This is a genomic window from Bacillus sp. R86525, from assembly GCF_042466195.1.
Lineage (GTDB): Bacteria > Bacillota > Bacilli > Bacillales > Bacillaceae_G > Bacillus_A > Bacillus_A nitratireducens.
On sequence record NZ_JAXHPX010000007.1, the window covers coordinates 2268422 to 2284862 of the forward strand.

Genomic DNA, 16441 nt, shown 5'->3' on the forward strand with positions numbered 1-16441 from the left:
TTTGTCAAGTGAATTGTGGATTGATTTCAGTTTATTTTGACATATCATTTACAATTTAATACGATATATAATATACTGATTAGTACATAAAAATGTGATTTATAATTTAGAAAACAGGTGAAGAAAGAGGGGGGATTAAATGGCTCGACTACGTGAATTTGATAAAGAAAAAGCTTTGGATGCTGCTATGCAACTTTTTTGGGAAAAAGGATACGCTGCTACTTCATTAAGTGATCTAACTGCTAAAATGGAAATACAAAGACCGAGTTTATATGCGGCATTTGGTGATAAAGAAGGGCTGTTTGAAGCTGCATTACGGAGATACACGAATTTACACGCAGCTAGCATTCGAACAAAACTTCAAAAAGAACAATCTGTAAAAGAGGCCATTCGTATATTTTTTGAAAATATGGTGGAAGAGGAATATAAAAAAGAATCAAATAAAGGCTGTTTTTGTATTAATACAATGGTTGAGATTGCCCCTCATAATGAAAAATTTGAAGTGCTGACTAGAGAACATCAAATGTATCTTTCAGTTATATTTCAAGAATTAATCGCCAAAGGTATTCAGTCTGGAGAACTGCAAAGTGATGTGAATGCTAAAGCATTGGCGCAAACGCTAGTCACTTCATTAATTGGATTAACAGTGTTAATGAAATCTCGCCCAGAACGTTCAGTTGTAGATAATACGGTATGTATCATGTTATCGTTACTAAAATAAATGTAACAGAATTGTATTTCAATCAACTATGTCGATTATAGACACTTTTATTTATAAACTTTTAACCTTAAGCACTGAATTGTCTACGAAGGCAACGGGTGCTTTTTGTTTTCGGATAAATACGAGTAGGTGAATGAAAACACTATATAAGTCCCTTCAAAGCCCCTCATAAGCCCCTACCAAGTAATAAATCACTAAGAAAAAACAAAACAAAAACAACTACAAGAACAAAACAAGTGCGAAAAAATAAAACCGGCGTGGTAGTAGTAAAAAAATTGGAACTCGAATGCCAAAACCTTTTGCTCATTCCTATATTTATATTGAAGGATTGGAATTTTCCTATTTGCTAGTAAAGAGCGGGAGGGAAAAATGATGGCGGTGTACCGTAATGTGCAGGTGAACTTTTGGCAAGATGAATTCATATTAGATTTAACGCCAGAAGAGCGTTATTTTTACATATATTTGTTAACTGGTACGAAAACGAAGCAATGTGGTATTTACATATTGCCAAAGCGTTTAGCAGAGCTTGAAACTGGTTACAGTATGGAGACTGTTGAGAAGTTATTGAACCGGTTTGTGGAATACGGGAAGATTTTATATGATGCGGAAACGAAAGAGTTATTCATTATAAATTGGCTACACTATAATCCTATTTTTAATGCGAACATAGAGAAATGTGTATTACGTGAGCTGAAACTGGTGAAAAGTAAAGAGTTCCTACATAAGTTTTTGCGTAAATGTCTTGAAGAAGAATGCAAGATTCCCTTATTACTTCAGTATTTTGGTATGCCAGAGGAAGAGATTGATAGTAATTCACAACAAGTAATTATTCAAGAGAAGGAAGAGGTAGAAGTAGTAGAGGAGGTCACTCCGCATAGTGAAATTCACAAATTTTACGAACAAAATATAAGTAGTCTAACTCCATATATCGTGAAGGAATTAAAGGAATGGATGCAAAGGATTTCAGGAGATAGAGTATTAGAGGCACTTAAAATTGCGTTTGAAAATAATAAGGGGACGTTCGCTTATGTGCAGGGGATTTTGAGGAATTGGTGTAATAAAAAGGCGGAGAATGCTGGTGAAGAAAAGAGTGTGAGGGGAAATTTAGAGCGAAGGAGAAGTATTTTGAGTAGTGTTTTTTAATTTATATAAACATAATTCGGAATATACGTTCGTATCCGATGGGGTATATGCTATACTATTTTTGAATGATAGAGGAATTATATATGGGTATTTTATCTTTTATAAATAGATAAAAAGATGCGGGAGGAACAGAGTTTGACAAATAGTTCATCAAAGTTGTTTCAATATATTAATATGACAGAAGAGCAGAAACAATTAGCACTGCGATATTTAGAATCGAGAGAAGAAGCAATTTTAAAAGATATTCAACTAACGACAATTAGAGATCAAAAGAGAGCCGATTTTGCAGAGCAGTTTATAAGCGATTTTAGGAAAGTACATAAACAAGATCCGGCTTTCTTTCGGTTATTTTATCATATAATCGAGGGGCAATTATTAAATGTTCTTGTAGTACGTTTTGCACATGTAAGTTTTCCTAAAATGAAGGTTTATTTAGAAAAAAGTGAACTTCCTTTGGAGAAACTTGTAGCAAGTGCATGCAAATATTTATCCAATATTTCAAGTTATGTGAATGAAGCAGATGTTTTTCTTAGAGAATTAATAAGTGAGAATCCGAACTATATAGATGAACAATTACACACTTTACCAACTCAGCAGCAATTAATATTACTTCTCGTAATGTTTGAAGTAGATTATGAGAGATTCTGTACATATAGCTCTTTATTGGACGAGAGATTAAAAGAACATGCTGAATTTATATTGAATTTGAATGGAGAAAAGGAAAAGATTGAAGCAGTTGAAAGATATATAAAAGGTGAAAGTGATAGGGAATTATTTTTAGGTGGAAGCTTACCAGAATACATTTGGCGGCTATTATTTAGTATTCATCAGTATTCAAATATTGCGAGGCGGTATGTTGAAATATTAGCGAAGAAAAACGTTTGGGGTTTTATGAATCATGCTACGCGTTACGTGTGTCAAGCTCTCAATCAGCCTCAAAACTATAAACGAACAGGGAGTGTAAATAAGAAAACCTATGATGAAATTCAAAGTTTTTGTAAACAGTTTTGGATTTCTGAGGAAAGATTCTTTGCACACCGGCTGAGGCAACATGATTTAAATAATGAAGGGTTTTGTAAGACGTATGAATATGAAATGTTATGCTCCGTGGCGGAAGAAAATCCTGAATTTGTTCAACGCACTTTGCAATATGTAAGTAAAATTAATTATCTCATTATCGCACGAACGTTAGCTGAAAAAGGGTATGAGTTAAATAGAGGGAGAATGCGAGAAGAATTTTTTGTCGCTGCTTTGCAAATTAAATTGTCTACAATACGTGATACATATCGTGATTATTTACTAGGGAAATTGTCACTTGAGGATATGGAGCAAATACTTAAAGATCCTAAGTATAGAAGTATGTATTGGGGGATGCCAGTATTAGAGGTTGCACTCTTTTGGGATGTAGATGATGTAGCGAAGAGGGAAGCTGTACTTACACTGCAATTCGGAGATGAATATAACGTTAATTTATACGAACTTCTGTACGAATGCTCTGTCAGAGGGGTAGAACCGAAACAAGTATTAGAAGATCTTCTTTCGTATGGATTAAGTAAGGAAAAGCTTATCACTTATGCAGTTGAACAAGCTGCATGCTACAGTGAAGAGAGAAACAAGGCGAAGGAAGCGCTTGTTCATGTCATTGTAAAAGAACAAGCATACATAATTGAACGATTTGATGAGTATTCTGCTGTGGCCAAAGCGTATATTTTAGAAGAGTTAGCAAAGGATAACATGATTAAAATGCGTCCCATTTTGATCAAATGCTTAGGAGATTCATCTAAAAAAATGCGCGAGTCTGTAGTGAAAATTCTTTCGAAAGATGAAGGAGCTGCGGCAGATGTAGCAGCTGAACTTCATAATAAAAAGAAAATTGTTCGTGAAAATGTGATGAAAATACTAATAGAGTATAAGATTGAAAAATATATACAACTTGTACAGGAAGCTTTACAAGAAAAGAAGAATGCTTCTTTTGTTGAGAAATTTGCTCCGTTACTTGAAGTGGGTGGAGATTCAGAAAATATAGAAGAACTTTGCAGTCGTATAGTAACGGAACAAAAAAGAAATTCATTTGTGCAATGGATTGGGAACGAACCACAAATTCGTCTTCGCAATTCAAATGAAATAGCCGATGTAAAACTTCCGCTAGCATATGTAAATCAGTATGTATCAGATTCCGTTATTGAGAAGAAAGATGCGGCTGAAGTAATTAGTACTATTTTAAATGAACAAGACTTGAAGGAATATGTACAAGAAATATATCAAGTATGGATTTCTCAAGATGCAGATGTAAAGAAACGTGGTATTCTTTCGTTATATGGCATGTATAGTGATGATAAAATGGTCGGTATACTTAAAAAGCAAATTGATGAATGGGTGCTTGATATGAGAGGAAAGATTGCAGCAGATGCTGTTCGGGCTCTAGGGTTGTCTTCATCTAAGCTTGCACTTGTGTCTATTCAAGCGATGGCATTTAAATATAAGCATAAGTTAGTGCGTAATGCGGCAAAAGAAGCACTAATTCTTGCTGCGAAAACACGTGGTATAACAGAAGAAGAGCTGGAAGATCAACTGGCACCAGATCTTGGCTTCAATATATATGGTGAGAAGGAGATTGATTTTGGGAATAGATGTTTTACTGCTATTTTAACTTCTGAGTCAAAAATTGAATTAGAGACAGAAGAAGGAAAACGTATGAAGTCACTTCCAAAGCCGAATGCAAAAGATGATATAGAAAAAGCTGAAGCGGCTAAGAAAGAGTTAGCTGTATTAAAGAAAGAACTTCGAAGTGCTGTTTCTATGCAGAAACAACGTTTGGAAGACGCTCTATCACGAAAACGCTACTGGTCATATGATACGTGGAAATCGGTATTTTTGGAAAATCCAATTATGAAGCAATTTGCTATTTCGCTTGTTTGGGGTGAATATCCGGAAGGAACGTTGCGGAAAATGTTCCGTTATGCGGCGGATGGTTCGTTTTATTCAATGATAGGAGAGAATCATGAACTTTCACCTGGAACTATTATTGGTTTAATTCATCCGTTAGAATTATCAGGAGCGGAAAAGGAGCTATGGAAAGAGCAACTGACAAATTCCGGAATTGTGCAGCCATTTCTACAAATTGAACGGCCAGTGTTTGTAGTAGAAGAAAATGATAAGATTGATGTTGAGAGATTTGGCGGTATTTTATTAAATGGTCGCTCGTTATTTGGCAAGATGACGAAACTTGGATGGACTCGCGGATCGGTTCAAGATGGCGGTGTTTATTATACATTTTATAAAGAAGATACTCGCACTGGATTAGGGGCGCAACTGTCATTTAGCGGAGCGCCGATTGGATATGAAGGTGAAGAAGATGTATGTGTATTTGAGATTCAATTTTATAAAGCGGGTACAGTGAACCGTGGTTCATATGAATATGACGAAATTGATGATGAGAGACGCATTGTACCAAAACAAGTAGATAAGCGCTTCTTTAGTGAAGTATTATATGATGTGCAAGTAGCGACCGAGTCAAATCTTGGTCATAATGAAAGCTGGCGTAACAAACGTTAAGAATTCCCCCTTCATTTGTAGGAAAATGAAGGGGGTTTTTCAACTTTTCTAAAAGGTTCTTCCTTAAATGGAAGCGAATAGTTTGAGAAAGGAGGGGTTATATGGATATGGAAGTCGTCATAAAGAAAAAACGAACTAGGGGTAAGAGAATTTTTATTTGGTCTAGTAGTATCGTTCTTTTGTTAGTTATCTGCACAGCGATTTTTTTGAACATATATACGCTGAGATCTATGCCAAAGATAGATGGAACGATAAAGCTAGAGGATATACAACATGCTGTTACGGTGAAGCGGGATGGTAAAGGTGTACCGCATATTAAAGCGGAAAATGCGCATGATTTATATTTCTCGCAAGGGTATGTACAAGCGCAAGATCGTTTGTTTCAAATGGATTTAAGTAGAAGACAAGCTTCTGGTATGTTAAGTGAGGTTGTTGGAGAAGCAGCTGTTGATCGAGATAAGTTGTTTCGAACGCTCGGTTTACGGCGAGCAGCAGAAGCGTCTGTTAGTCAATATGACGGAGAAGCGAAATATGCCCTGCAGTCATTTGCTGATGGGGTGAACGCTTTTATACGCGAGGCAAAAGAGGAAAAGAGATTGCCAGTTGAGTTTACTATATTAGGTTATGAGCCTACTGAATGGTCAATCGTGGATTCTTTAACGATTGGAAAGTACATGGCGTTTGATTTAGGAGGACATTGGCACGGACAGGCGTTTCGATATTGGGCGCTGAAAAATCTTTCGAAAGAGCAAGCAAATGAGTTATTTCCTACATATCCGAAAGATGCACCTAGATTGCTAGCTGAACTGAAAAATACAAATGTGGATGTAGCACAAAGTTTTGCAAAAACGATCATTCCACCAGAGTTTAATGGTAGTAATAACTGGGTCATAGGCGGTGAGAAGAGTGCGTCTGGTAAGCCGATTTTAGCGGATGATCCTCATTTATCGCTTGCGACGCCTTCCATATGGTATCAATCGAAACTTGAAATGAAAGATTTAAATGTAAGTGGCGTTATTTTCGCGGGAGTGCCAGGTGTTATATTAGGCCACAATGACAAAATAGCATGGGGCGTTACGAATACTGGTCCTGATGTGCAAGATTTATATATTGAGAAGCGAAATCCTACTAATGAAAATGAATTTTTGTATAACGATAAGTGGGAAAAAGCTACGGTTGTTGATGAATCTATTAAAGTAAAAGGCGGGAAAACAATTCCGTATAACGTGACGGTTACGAGGCATGGTCCAGTCATTTCAGAGTTTGCAGATAAAGGGAAAGAGAAAACGAAAACAGTATTCGCTTTGAAATGGACTGCTTTAGAGCCATCAGCTGAATTAAAGGCTGTATTAAATATGAATAAAGCGAAAGACTGGAATGAGTTTGAAACTGCTCTTCAAGATTTTCAAACACCAACTCAAAACTTTGTGTTTGCATCAAATGACGGAACCATTGCTTACAAAGCGAACGGAAATATACCAGTGCGTAAAAAAGGTGATGGTAGTTTGCCAGTGCCAGGATGGACAGATGAATATGAATGGGAAGGGTATATTCCGTTTGATCAGCTACCGAAAGTAATAAATCCAAAACAAGGGTTTATTTCAACTGCAAATAATAAAATTGTTGATGATAATTATCCGTACCATATTAGTAATACGTGGGCGCAACCGTATAGGCAAATGCGTATTCAAGAGTTTTTGCAAGAGAAGGATAAGTATACGGTAAAAGATTTAGAAGAGTTACAGATGGATCAAAAAAATTTATACGGGAAAGAATTTGCTCCTATATTTTTAAAAGAGTTAAATAAGGCATCTTTAAATGAAGTAGAGAAAGAAGGCGTAAAACAATTAACAAAGTGGAATTTTTACGATAGTAAAGATGAAGCGGCACCATTAATATTTCATTTGTTAATGAAAGAGATTTCGAATACTTTATTTTCAAAAGAAATACCAAAAGATGTGATGGAGTTATTTGAAGGGAAGTCACAAGTTGTTGATGAATTGATTCGAAAAGAAGTAGCAGGAGAAAATAGCGCTTGGTTTACGAAGTACGGAGGCTTCACGAAAGTTGTGCATACATCGTACGAGAATGTAATGAAGAAATTACAGAAGGAGTATGGACCTGATGTTGCGGAGTGGAAGTGGGGCGATTACCATCAACTTGCTTTTACACATCCAATTTCGAGATCATCTAGTATATTAGCATTACTCGCATTTAATCGTGAGAAACCAGTTTCAATAGGCGGAAGTCAAGTTACCGTTCAAGCAGCGAGTTACGGAGATAACGGTATTGTCAATCACGGGGCATCTTGGAGATTTGTTATTGATACGAAAGATATGTCAAACGGTTATCATATAGTAGGACCAGGACAATCAGGAAACTTTAGAAGCGATTGGTATCACGATCAAATAGATGATTGGGTAAATGGAACGTATCATACGACTACATTGAATACGGAGGGGATAGAGGGGAAGGTGTTAAATTTAGAGCCGAAGTGATAATATTTCCTCTGATGAAAGCTTATAAATTAGAGCATAACCCAGTTCTTAAATAATTTTAATAGCCTACTATCAGTTAAGTGGATAGTAGGCTATTGTAGCTTAGAGGATAAGATTCTATGATTTTATTATTACAAAACAGTAAGTGTTTTAACATTTACTTATACAATAACGGGCCTTATTTACTCTGTTACAAAAGAAACCACACAAAGCGTTTGTTCTGTTTCTTTGTTACTCATTTTTATACACCGCAAAACATTTTGTTATTCAATAATTCCAATTTCTAGAGCCTTGAGGATAGCTTCTTCCTTGTTACGAACTCCTAGCTTTGTATAAGCTGTGGAAGCATAATTTCTGACCGTACCATTCGATAAATATAACCTTGATGCTATGGTAGTGTATCGAAGTCCTTTTGCTACTAGCTGCAATATTTCTATCTCCCTAGCTGTTAGCTCATAAGCGGTTGCTTTTGATTGTGGTGTCTCTTTTTGCTCATCAAACTTCTCAAATATTTTGTGAGACATTCCCTGATCAATTAGTGTCCCACCTTTGTGAATAAGTCGGATCGTATTAGCTAGCTCCAACGTTTCAATAGATTTAAGTAAAAAACCATCCGCACCGTTGCGAAGTGATTCCAATGCCTGTTCGGTATCTTGAAACGTTGTAAAAATCAATACGCGGATATGTGGCCATTGTTGCTTAATCTTTTTGGTTGCTTCGATTCCATCCATGTGCTGCATATCTAAATCCATAAGTATAACATGTGGTTGAAGGCGCCCGCACAAATCGATGGCTTGATTGCCATCCTCAGCCAAACCGACTACATTTAAATCTTCATATCTATCGAGTAGTGTCCTCAAACTTTCCCGAACAAATGGCTGATCGTCTACAATTAACAAACGAATAAGTCCATCTTTTATTTCAGTTTGTCGCGGTATGGTACAAGTAACAAGCATTCCTTCCTCTGGCTTTGTATATACAGACAATTGACCTTGCAAGTTTATTGCCCGTTCTTTCATCGCATTCATACCGAAGCCTTCCTGCCATTCTACATTTCCTTTTCCGTTATCTTGAACTTCTAACCTCGTATATTGTTGTTCAAACTGCAATGAAACTATAATTTCAGTCCCCTGACCATGACGTACTGCATTCGTTAGAGACTCTTGTAAGCAACGAATGAATGCGATCTTCGCTTGCCGAGACAGTTGATATTCTTCTCCGAATGTCCTAAAACTTACATTTACCTGAGCGTGCTCCTGAAATTCGGCTCCAAGATTTTGTAGAGATTGAATTAAGGAAGACGATTGACACGGAGAATCCATTTGATGTAGGTAACCTCTCACGTCCTCGATGCTTTTACGTCCCATTTCAAGCAGAGAATCTAGCCTCTGTATACCCATTTCAGTAGCAAGTTCGGTACGCAACGTTTCCATCCCCATAATAATAGAAGTATAAGCGTGACCAACTGTATCATGAAGCTCACTCGACAGTCTGTTCCGTTCTTCTGCCAGTGTAATGCGTTCAATCTGAGACATATATTGCTCAAGTACCGCGTTTTGTTTACGAATCGCTTCATTTTGCTTATGATTGACGATTAATAAATGGAAAGCGAAGCCCATTACATAAGCAAGTCCATAGTAGGTAACCATAATCCAATAGCTATTACTTGGCGCAACCGCATAGAAAATTCCAGTTGTTATAAAAACTGTTATTGGAGCTGTCCAATAATAGGACAAATGCTGACTATTCGCAGCAATCAGAAAAGCCGATATAAGAAATGTAACGTTAGCTCCCGGAAATAAAGAAGTTAAATATATACACAGTCCACCATATAGCAGTATTTCTGTGAACAAATAATATTTATAATTGAATAGTAAGGCTACCCATGGAACAGAGAAGGCAATAATTTCCCAAAGAATAATAATCCAAAGTGGCAATGTTAAACTATCCTGAAAATCTAATGTGGTTATGGCGATAGAGACACTAACAAGTATACGGACTCCTAACATAATCCAATCGTACCAAAACCAATACTTAACCATATCTAACAAGTTATTTACCCCCTAAATAGCCTACCTTTTTACTTCCTATATTATAAATTAATCCTTCATACATTGTTGTACTTTTTAATTTTACACTGCAATTCTCTCACAGAAGGCAAACTTCTATCGATTTAGTTGCCGAATCATGCTACGTGTATAGCCCCCAATTTTCTTTGTCAAACCATCTACTATTCTAATACTTATGGCGGTAAATACTATACCCATAAACATTACAAAGAGTGACTTGGCAAACGTATCTATCTGTATGAATATAATATTCATTTCAATGTAGCGATACAGTAGGGGTGCCAACAGCAACATAAGTGGCATTACATAAAAAATGATTGCACCAATGAGACTGAAAATGCCAATCACTAATTTCTGCATTAACCAAAAGACAGCAGACCAAGTGCGACGATCAGTCAGCACTAATTTCACCTGAGTCCAGTTCGATGTATCTATTGTTATACTTCTATCATAAGAGTCTGTTGAAATATCTGTATAAATTTTCGTCTGTATGCGCTCGAATTGGATAAAAGGTGTAGTAGTCTGTAGCACGCGTATAACTAGTGGAATCCCAATTACCGTAAATGAAAGGGTGAAGCTGAATAGCAGAGCTATTAGATAAAAACAAAAATAAAACAATCCTGTAACGAAAGTTAGCAATAAAAAATAACCATTCTGGATGAATCTTGATTTCATAAAGTTCTCGCTCCTATCTATGTAATAACCGAATTGTACTGCTTTTTTTGTCATTCTCACTAGTGTAAAAGTGTCATATGACATTTCTAAATGATGCTAAAAAGGGGAGAGTAACCTACTTCTGGTTAAAAAAGATGCTTATATGAATCACCATAAAACAATCCCGTTCTTGCAGATGCAAGAAGGGATTGTTTTGTACTTTTATTGAATATGAGATGGACTTGTTTTTCGAATATGAAAAATAATATCAAATTGCTCAAGCAATGACTTATCAAAGTATGCCGATTCGTTCGGTAAGAGTCGTGCCCCTATACTTAGTAATGGTCTTTTTCCTTTAACCCATTTCTCTGCTGGTCCTTTAAGGTGACGGTTATCCAATAAAAACATTTTATATGGTACTTTTCCGAGGGTATAATTGAAACTATTTACATTTTGTGGAATCGGATCCGTTATAATCTTATCTTGGGTGTCGTTGTATAAGGTGAAATTCCCCTCCGTAGTTGTACTGCCAATTGTGACATAATTATTGTCTAAACGTTCCTTCAAATACTGCCCCGCAACATAAGGGTATAATTTCTCATCGATAATTCCTTTAGCTATATGAATATTGTGTCCCCATACCATCGTTTTACCACCCAATGTCTCTTGTGCCCACATTGCATGATCGGCCAAGTATTGCTCATGAAGCTTTAACACACTTGGATAGTCGTTAGGAATTAGCATTGTGGTATATTTCTCTATTACACTTGCCGTTGCTTTCGCCCAGATGTACTCGGGTGAAACTAATTCTGTTTTGGCTTGCCCATTCTCATCTTTTAGTAATTGGGCTACTCTCTCAGCGTTTACTTTGAACTTTTCCTTTATTTCAGGAGCAAGGTCCATATATTCCTGTAAACCTCCATTAAAAGCCGACAATTCTTTATAATTTTCTTCTACTTCTGCCAGCAAATCTGGTCGATGCAGCCTTACATAATCAATTACTTTATTAAAGCAACCTTGGTCCAACTCCTTGAAGTCGAGCCCGATAAATTGGATCTTTTTTTTATTGGATGGATCAGCATTATAATCTTTCATCCACTCAACCATGGCTATAATTTCATCAGTAGGATATAACAAGTTTAAAAATTCCCTAGGGTTTCCTTTTCCTGTTTGGATATATTCATTTAGTTTTAAGCCGTTTCCCCAATCTTCTTCCATTGTGAAATTTGTAAAACCCATCTCAGTAACCAAATATTTCACAAGGCGAAACTTCATAGTGAAAATTTCAGAGCTTCCATGAGTATTCTCTCCTAATCCTACATATTGTGCGCTCCCAATCATTTTCTTAAGTGGTTTTAAATCCTCAAATGATTTTGACGGCTCTATCGTTTTTAATGGGTAAGCCTGTGATTGTATTGATTTAACTATATTTTTTTGGATTGATTGACCTGAATTTTCGACTGCTACTGTTTGAGCCTTTCCTATTTCTACACATCCTGTGACTAATAAAGCTGTACTAACCATTGCAATTATTCTTTTCTTATTCATTTTTTCCACCTCAATTGAATTATTTGTAAAAGCAAGATTGATTCATGTACTTGCACGAATCAATTGCCTTAATTCAATTGTTATTTATTCCATATCATATTTTCTAGTTACATATTGTCATAAGGTTAATTGACACAGGTCATAGGTTAATCATTACATTTTTGCACTATCGGTTATGACAACTTATAAATAATAATTACATGGATGAGTCGCAAGTAAAACTAGATTATGAATTGGGGAGGGATGTTAAAGATGAATGAATCTGTATGCCAAAATATTTTTATTCTAAGTTGTGTCTGTAGAAATGACAAGAAGTAAATTCGATAAACAAGTGAATGAAAAGGGGAAGGGCGGATTACAATGATATTACACGCAAAATCGTTTCACAATAAAGGTAAAATCCAACGTGCTAAAATAGGACTTCAACTCTTTCTGAGTATCTTAATCATTACTTCTATTATCCTAAATGTAGTAGTAATAATTACGAAAAGTATGCCGCTTATTGTGGTATATATGTTTACCCCAGCATTATCTTCTATTTTGACTCGCATAATACTGAAAGAAGGGTTTAAAGATGTATCTTTTAGTCTCGGTAACTTAAAGATATGGAAGGGTATTGGTTTTGCTCTGCTAATCCCTATGATTATTTGCGGAATTACTTATTCTATCGCCTGGTTGAGCGGAATTGCGGGGTTTCAGCATCCCGAAGGTGGTATGTTAGAACCAATCTACAATATGCTTGGACTTCAGTATGTAACGGCACCATTCAGTTTCATTTATCTAGTAGTATTGAGCGGCATTTTCGGAAGTTTGCTTGGCTTAATCCCAGCTTTGGGAGAAGAAATGGGGTGGCGAGGTTATATGCTCACAAGGCTAGTCGATGCAGAGTTTTCACGGCCCATCCTTATTAGTGGATTGATTTGGGCAACGTGGCATGTTCCAATTGTTATTGCTGGCCTATATGTAGCGGGACCATCTGTCGTTCTTTCAGTACTTGGTATCTATCTTTGTATTGTGCCATTCGGTTATATTACAGCTTATTTACGACTTATCACAGGTAGCATTTGGCCTTCGGTTATCATCCATGCTACTTGGAATGCCATTATTCAAGGACCTTTCACACGTGCAAGTACAGGATATCAAACTGAGATTTGGATTGGAGAATCTGGATTGATAACCGCTATTATTATCTTAATTACTGCAATAATTACGTCTCGAATAGTAAATTTCACGAAATAGCATACGGATGTGTTGTAAATTCAATTAGTGAAATATGACGAGGCGCAATTATGAATGTTCAAAGACATGAAAGTAATACAAATGAAGTAAATGTGAAATTAATAAAAAAAGCGAATATAGATAAAAATTTTTTTATATGAAAAAATAGATGTGATTAGATTATCAGAGAAAATTCAATAACTTCAATTGTGAAAAGATAAAAAAGGAGCGGAAATACGCTCCTTTTTTATTTACCTTACTATTTTTAGGGGGATTATATGGATAACACTTTTATTAATGGAAATGTATTTAATTTTTTCTGGAATATATGTGAAATGTTGTATAAAATAATCAAGAAAGTCAAAAATTATGGGGGAAAGTTGTGAAAAAAAATAAGAGTTTAATAAGTTTTTTAGGAGTGTGTATCATGTTGTTTTCTTTTTGTTTCCAGGGAAATGTACAGGCTGATGTAAATACTGTTCAATCTGGAAAAATAAAATCAGGAAACGTAACGGTATGGGAAGTAGGAAATGTAGCGAAAGTGTTAGCTGATGTAGAACGTTTGAATTTAAATACGGTGAATGTACCGATTCAAGTTGATATTCCGAATGTGAATTCGGCTAATATGGTAATTAATCAGGCGCAAAAGCAACAAGCTATTATTTTAATTCAAGAATTATTAAAGCGTAATATTCAAGTTGTATTGGAACCGTTCCCGTTTATTCAGCAAGGAAATATTGGAGAGACGGAATGGAACCCGAGTAATATTAACGATTTCTTCTGGAATTGGAAAACGGTTGTTTTACAAGATATTTTTGATTCCATTACTAATAAATACAATGTGTATGGACTCAAGATTGCTTCTAATTTCGTGAATATGGAATATGCAGAAGGATACTGGAGCGATACAATTGATTTTGTTCGTAAACAGTATAAAGGAAATGTTCTGTATCAAATGAACTGGTGGTTAACTGCAAGTTGGGATCCATCTTATGAAGCGAAGTTTCTGACAAAAATAAATCGTCCGTATTTAAAAAAGGTGGACATCGTAAGTATTGATAGTTGGTTTGAAGTTTCAGGCGAAAGAAATCCATCATACGAAGAAGTAAAACAAAGTTTATTTGCGACGACAGTATACAATCGTGGCCAAAATGTCGTGCAGCAACTTGAGAAATTACATAAAACAACAGGAAAACCAGTGTATTTTGGTGGATTTAACGTTCCGGCACGTGAACTTGGACTGCAAAATCCGTGGAACCCAGATGTTACGAATGTGTTTTCAAAAGATGTACAACTTAACGGGTGGCGTGCTTACCGTGATGTATTAGAACCGAAGCCGTATTTTAAAGGGTTTTCAATATGGTTTATTGGCTCTAATGATAGTAATCATTCGTATCAAATACATAGTAAAGAAGCAGAGGCAGTTATTAATGGATGGTATCGAAAATAATTTTTATAAAATAGGTAAGTTTTAGAATCTATTACATATATTTTAGTGAAAGGCCTTTCACCATCTTATCACCTAGGGGGCAATCATAATGAAATTTTTGTCTTACCTTACAGTAATATTGGTGATTCTTGGCGGTTTGAATTGGTTGTTTGTGGCGTTAGATTACAATGTAGTTGAGAAATGGTTTGGTTCTATGCCGGCGCTTGTGGACACTATTTATTGGCTCTTTGGTCTTTCTGCTATTTATCAAATTTTCGATCGGTTCTTTACGAACAATTAGCTATTATTCTTCTATTATTGGAGTGTTAAGTACGATTATGTACTTAACACTTTTTTGTATGTTTATAAAAAATAGGGTGCACATGCAAGCGATTCCATTGCGTCTTACGCCATAATAATGGAAAACAAATTGACCGTATATTGTATATGGGTTATAATTCAGAAAGTTTAAATAATAATAAAAAAGAGAAATAGGGAGGTTATCTGGGTGATGGAGAGAGTGTATAATTTTTCAGCAGGACCATCTATACTCCCTTTGCCAGTTTTAGAGAAAGTGCAAAAGGAGCTTGTGAATTATAACGGGACAGGCATGTCTGTTATGGAAATGAGCCATAGATCTTCTTATTTCCAAAGTATTATTGGTGAAGCCAGTAGCTTACTTCGTGAATTAATGAACATTCCTGATGAGTATGAAGTTTTGTTTTTACAAGGTGGTGCGTCATTACAATTTTCTATGATACCGTTAAATTTAATGAGTACGTATAAAAAAGCTGGGTACGTGCTGACAGGATCATGGTCTAAAAAGGCGCTGCAAGAAGCCGAAAAAGTAGGGGAAGTACGAGTGATTGCTTCTTCTGCAAAAGAGAAGTTTACTATGATTCCTAAAATGGATGATTTACCAAATGATGATGAACTAGATTATGTACATATTACAACGAACAATACAATTGAGGGAACAAAATATGTGGACATTCCACATTTAGAAAGAGTGCCGCTCGTTGCGGATATGTCCTCAAATATTTTATCAGAACAATATGATGTTACGAAGTTTGGCCTCATATATGCAGGTGCGCAAAAGAATTTAGGGCCAGCGGGCTTAACGATTGTAATTATAAAAAGAGATTTAATTGGCCGTGCAAATAGTGCTTGTCCTACAATGTTAAACTATGAAACTTATAGTAAAAATAACTCCTTATATAATACACCGCCATCTTTTAGCATCTATGTAGCGAAACTTGTACTAGAGTGGTTGAAAGAACAAGGCGGAGTATCTGCGATTGAAGAACAAAATAGAATGAAATCTTCACTTCTTTACAATTTTTTAGATGAATCTAAATTGTTTACTTCACCAGTTGATTCTACGTATCGATCACTTATGAATATTCCGTTTACAACACCGTCAGAAGAGCTTAACAAACAGTTTTTACAAAAAGCGAAAGAACACGGTTTCGTTACGCTAAAGGGACATCGCTCAGTAGGTGGTATGCGTGCAAGTATTTACAATGCGATGCCAGTGGAAGGTGTTGGGCAATTAGTAGCTTATATGAAGGAATTTGAGCTTGAAAATAGATAGGGAGATGGGGAT

Annotated in this window: 11 protein-coding genes; 8 read left to right on the forward strand and 3 right to left on the reverse strand. The window is 35.9% G+C overall.

All coding sequences use genetic code 11. The annotated features are described in order from the left end of the window. The first annotated feature begins 139 nt into the window (after positions 1–139). The 4 genes from SJY24_RS14265 (at position 140) to SJY24_RS14280 (ending at position 7917) form a co-directional block, all read left to right on the forward strand. Positions 140–721 (forward strand): TetR/AcrR family transcriptional regulator, encoded by a 582-nt coding sequence (locus tag SJY24_RS14265; protein ID WP_377865083.1) that lies wholly within the window; start codon positions 140–142, stop codon positions 719–721. 372 nt (positions 722–1093) lie between these two features. Then, positions 1094–1864, forward strand: coding sequence for a DnaD domain-containing protein (locus SJY24_RS14270; RefSeq protein WP_377867255.1), 771 nt, complete (start codon positions 1094–1096; stop codon positions 1862–1864). A gap of 117 nt (positions 1865–1981) precedes the next feature. Beyond that, a complete protein-coding gene (locus SJY24_RS14275) occupies positions 1982–5419 on the forward strand; it encodes a DUF4132 domain-containing protein (RefSeq protein WP_377865084.1) in 3438 nt (1145 codons plus the stop codon). Positions 5420–5526: 107 nt separating this feature from the next. Continuing rightward, positions 5527–7917 carry a penicillin acylase family protein gene (locus SJY24_RS14280; protein ID WP_377867256.1) on the forward strand — a complete coding sequence of 797 codons (2391 nt, stop codon included), beginning with the start codon at positions 5527–5529 and terminating at the stop codon, positions 7915–7917. Between the two features lie 263 nt (positions 7918–8180). Here SJY24_RS14280 and SJY24_RS14285 read toward each other — a convergent pair whose 3' ends face one another. The 3 genes from SJY24_RS14285 to SJY24_RS14295 all read right to left on the reverse strand — a co-directional run bounded on the left by SJY24_RS14285 (position 8181) and on the right by SJY24_RS14295 (position 12188). Next, positions 8181–9968: a response regulator gene (locus SJY24_RS14285; RefSeq protein WP_377865085.1), complete on the reverse strand. Its 1788-nt coding sequence runs from the start codon at positions 9966–9968 to the stop codon at positions 8181–8183. Positions 9969–10082: 114 nt separating this feature from the next. Beyond that, positions 10083–10661 carry a sensor domain-containing protein gene (locus SJY24_RS14290; RefSeq protein ID WP_097882630.1) on the reverse strand — a complete coding sequence of 193 codons (579 nt, stop codon included), beginning with the start codon at positions 10659–10661 and terminating at the stop codon, positions 10083–10085. Between the two features lie 201 nt (positions 10662–10862). Then, a complete protein-coding gene (locus tag SJY24_RS14295) occupies positions 10863–12188 on the reverse strand; it encodes an erythromycin esterase family protein (RefSeq protein WP_377865086.1) in 1326 nt (441 codons plus the stop codon). A 360-nt stretch (positions 12189–12548) separates the two neighbouring features. Between SJY24_RS14295 and SJY24_RS14300 the strand changes: the two genes are divergently transcribed. The 4 genes from SJY24_RS14300 (at position 12549) to serC (ending at position 16429) form a co-directional block, all read left to right on the forward strand. Next, positions 12549–13427, forward strand: a complete 879-nt coding sequence (locus tag SJY24_RS14300) for a CPBP family glutamic-type intramembrane protease (RefSeq protein ID WP_377865087.1) — start codon at positions 12549–12551, stop codon at positions 13425–13427. 361 nt (positions 13428–13788) lie between these two features. Beyond that, positions 13789–14856, forward strand: a complete 1068-nt coding sequence (locus tag SJY24_RS14305; RefSeq protein WP_377865088.1) for a glycoside hydrolase family 113 — start codon at positions 13789–13791, stop codon at positions 14854–14856. 88 nt (positions 14857–14944) lie between these two features. Beyond that, on the forward strand, positions 14945–15136 hold the full coding sequence (locus SJY24_RS14310) for a DUF378 domain-containing protein (RefSeq protein WP_000670802.1): 192 nt from the start codon (positions 14945–14947) through the stop codon (positions 15134–15136). Positions 15137–15346: 210 nt separating this feature from the next. Beyond that, the gene (serC, locus tag SJY24_RS14315) at positions 15347–16429 is read left to right on the forward strand and encodes a 3-phosphoserine/phosphohydroxythreonine transaminase (RefSeq protein ID WP_377865089.1); all 1083 of its coding nucleotides are present in this window, start codon (positions 15347–15349) and stop codon (positions 16427–16429) included. The last annotated feature ends 12 nt before the right edge of the window (positions 16430–16441 follow it).